This window comes from Shigella sp. FC1544, assembly GCF_001722145.1.
Classification (GTDB): domain Bacteria; phylum Pseudomonadota; class Gammaproteobacteria; order Enterobacterales; family Enterobacteriaceae; genus Escherichia; species Escherichia coli.
Genome location: NZ_MECT01000232.1, coordinates 1 through 2,270, shown reverse-complemented (window position 1 = coordinate 2,270; position 2,270 = coordinate 1). Strand labels below are relative to the sequence as shown.

3 pseudogenes are annotated in these 2,270 nt (G+C 40.9%); 1 reads left to right on the top strand and 2 read right to left on the bottom strand.

Annotation, left to right across the window (positions count from 1 at the left end):
* Positions 1-363: pseudogene (locus BGK49_RS12810) on the top strand (IS1-like element IS1X2 family transposase); the annotation flags it as partial.
* Positions 364-378: 15 nt separating this feature from the next.
* On the opposite strand, the pseudogene BGK49_RS12805 reads toward BGK49_RS12810, so the two are convergent.
* Both BGK49_RS12805 and BGK49_RS12800 read right to left on the bottom strand, forming a co-directional pair.
* Positions 379-1,856: pseudogene (locus tag BGK49_RS12805) on the bottom strand (ShET2/EspL2 family type III secretion system effector toxin); the annotation flags it as partial.
* A gap of 114 nt (positions 1,857-1,970) precedes the next feature.
* A pseudogene (locus BGK49_RS12800) lies at positions 1,971-2,270 on the bottom strand (IS1-like element IS1X2 family transposase); the annotation flags it as partial.

Below are 2,270 nucleotides of genomic sequence, written 5' to 3'. Positions count from 1 at the left end.
GGCTACGTCGGTGCTAAATCACGTCAGCGCTGGCTGTTTTACGCGTATGACAGGATACGGAGGACGGTTGTGGCGCACGTCTTCGGTGAACGCACTCTGGCCACACTGGAGCGTCTTCTGAGCCTGCTGTCGGCCTTTGAGGTCGTGGTATGGATGACGGATGGCTGGCCGCAGTATGAATCACGCCTGAAGGGAAAGCTGCACGTTATCAGCAAGCGTTACACTCAGCGCATTGAGCGACATAATCTGAATCTGAGACAACATCTGGCAAGGCTGGGACGGAAGTCACTGTCGTTCTCAAAATCGGTGGAGCTGCATGACAAGGTCATCGGGCATTATCTGAACATAAAACACTATCAGTAAGTTGGCAGAATTACCCATGTCGGCATCACCATTCGCCATAACATGGTATAAAACATGGCTGGACGTTCTATTTTTGGCACTCAGGAATTTATACACTTGTTCGTTATCTAAATGATGTGTTGCGGCCAGTTTAGGTAAGGCGTTCAGAATCGAGGTTACAACATTTTTATCCTTACGTGATATCGCTAAAAATAATCAAGAAAAACCATTTTTATCTTTTGCCTCCAGAATATGCATGAGATTTTTTTTCGAGAGTAACCCTTCATATCCTGTTTCTGACAATGAATTGAAAATAGTCTCAACGATATCAGCATTACCATAATTTATAGCCAAATATAAACCTGTCAGGTTAATACTATTATAGGCAGTCAACATTTCTGTTCTATGTAGTTCTGGCATTTTCTGGAGTTGAATCATCAGTTGCGTAAGTTGGTGATTCTGACCAATTGCCATTAGCAAATTCATCGTTGCAGGTGATAACGGAGGGGTTATTTCATCCACAGATCCTTTTAACATCAATAGCTGTTCTTTCGGAAGTGCTGGAATTATTGCAACAGATTGGTTAATAATATGATCATTTGACCATTTCAGGAGGCTATAATCTACATTCATAAAATCCATCAGAGAATAGTGTTTAATATCCTCTTTGCTTTCGCTCATAATTCTTATTTTATCGTTAGTTACATTAGGATCATAAACCGAAACCACGTAATGGGTACATCCTTCAGTTGTGTTCTTTATTCTTAGCCGGACCGTCAAAGCATGGTTATCCACCAGTAATATGGCTGCCATAACACTGATGCCATTTGATTCCATCTTGTCAAAATATGCTTTCATAACTAGCCCGAAATCACCGCAGGCAGCAACGCAACGCCCCTCAGGACGGCTGGAAACCAACTCCAAAGTCTGGTTTTTGCATTTTTTGTTGAAGTGCGTGAGAAATTTTTCAGCTGAAGAGTAATCATCTTTATGGGGTTTGTAATCAACATTCTGATAAATATCATTAATATATTGTGCAGCAATGTGTCGGCATACTATACGGTTTTGGGGGCGCCCCGGAAAATAACATTGACCATTAAGTTTAACTCTTGGGAATTCTTTTTCTTTTCTAACTGAGTTTAGGTTTAATTCTTGTTTATCAAGAGTGTCTGAGCGTTGAGGTAAAATTTCCATTAGGTATTCTTCAAATATTGGAGCAATGGTTTGAGTGAGTGTCGTGTTTTCATTTTTATTAATTATCGTAATTTCTTTCTTATCAGCTTGTAAGACGGACTTGGAAAATTAATGACAAAATCCTTGTTACTAAAGATATGACGACCATTTTGTCTACAGTTCTCTGAGAAGCTTTTTAATAGAGGCGTCGCCAGCTCCTTGCCAGAAAATTTATCCTCGAGTTCTTTATAAAACAATTCACTCAGGGTTTGGTGTTCATTTGTCTGGGCTGTATTATTAATATTTGCAGAGAAAGAACTACGAGGAATACGAGTAATCATTTAAATATCTCATTGTTTATTGATGTCTTGAATTTTAACTATCAGAGCAGTGAAAAAATTTAATATGATTACAAGTAAAGAAATATCATAAATCGCTCAGGTAATGACTCCAACTTACTGATAGTGTTTTATGTTCAGATAATGCCCGATGACCTTGTCATGCAGCTCCACCGATTTTGAGAACGACAGTGACTTCCGTCCCAGCCTTGCCAGATGTTGTCTCAGATTCAGATTATGTCGCTCAATGCGCTGAGTGTAACGCTTGCTGATAACGTGCAGCTTTCCCTTCAGGCGTGATTCATACAGCGGCCAGCCATCCGTCATCCATACCACGACCTCAAAGGCCGACAGCAGGCTCAGAAGACGCTCCAGTGTGGCCAGAGTGCGTTCACCGAAGACGTGCGCCACAACCGT